The following is a 1,417-nucleotide window of genomic DNA, read 5'->3' on the forward strand; positions in this document are numbered from 1 at the left end:
TACCGTCCACGACTGGTTTCCACCGCCGCTTCACCCGGCACACGACGCTCCCCTACCCATCACAGCAGGCGTTGGCCCTTCATGCTGCAATGACACGACTTCGGTGATGTGCTTGAGCCCCGCTACATTGTCGGCGCGGAATCACTTGACCAGTGAGCTATTACGCACTCTTTCAAGGGTGGCTGCTTCTAAGCCAACCTCCTGGTTGTCTCTGCGACTCCACATCCTTTCCCACTTAGCACACGCTTAGGGACCTTAGTCGGTGTTCTGGGCTGTTTCCCTCTCGACCATGGAGCTTATCCCCCACAGTCTCACTGCCACGCTCTCACTTACCGGCATTCGGAGTTTGGCTAAGGTCAGTAACCCGGTGAGGCCCATCGCCTATCCAGTGCTCTACCTCCGGCAAGAAACACGTGACGCTGCACCTAAATGCATTTCGGGGAGAACCAGCTATCACGGAGTTTGATTGGCCTTTCACCCCTAACCACAGGTCATCCCCCAGGTTTTCAACCCTGGTGGGTTCGGTCCTCCACGAAGTCTTACCTCCGCTTCAACCTGCCCATGGCTAGATCACTCCGCTTCGGGTCTTGGGCATGCAACTCAAACGCCCTATTCGGACTCGCTTTCGCTACGGCTACCCCACACGGGTTAACCTCGCTACACACCGCAAACTCGCAGGCTCATTCTTCAAAAGGCACGCAGTCACGGCCCGCCAGCAAGCTGACGAACGACGCTCCCACGGCTTGTAGGCACACGGTTTCAGGTACTATTTCACTCCGCTCCCGCGGTACTTTTCACCATTCCCTCACGGTACTATCCGCTATCGGTCACCAGGGAATATTTAGGCTTAGCGGGTGGTCCCGCCAGATTCACACGGGATTTCTCGGGCCCCGTGCTACTTGGGTATTCTTCAAGCGAGCCGTACAGATTTCGTCTACGGGGGTCTTACCCTCTACGCCGGACCTTTCGCATGTCCTTCGACTATCCATACGGTTTCTGACTCGCCGACCGGCCGGCAGACCGATCAAGAAAAAACCCACGACCCCGAAACGGCAACCCCTGCCGGGTCTCACACCATTCCGGTTTAGCCTCATCCGGTTTCGCTCGCCACTACTCCCGGAATCACGGTTGTTTTCTCTTCCTGCGGGTACTGAGATGTTTCACTTCCCCGCGTTCCCTCCACACTGCCTATGTGTTCAGCAGCGGGTGACAGCCCATGACGACTGCCGGGTTTCCCCATTCGGAAACCCCCGGATCAAAGCCTGGTTGACGGCTCCCCGGGGACTATCGTGGCCTCCCACGTCCTTCATCGGTTCCTGGTGCCAAGGCATCCACCGTGCGCCCTTAAAAACTTGGCCACAGATGCTCGCGTCCACTGTGCAGTTCTCAAACAACGACCAGTCACACACCCTCAACA

At 57.2% G+C, this 1,417-nt stretch carries 1 rRNA gene; it reads right to left on the reverse strand.

What is annotated here, in order from left to right:
- Nucleotides 1–1,358, reverse strand: a 23S ribosomal RNA gene (locus ACZ52R_RS43510); the annotation flags it as partial.
- Nucleotides 1,359–1,417 lie beyond the last annotated feature (59 nt).

The organism is Kitasatospora sp. NPDC034023, assembly GCF_055575795.1.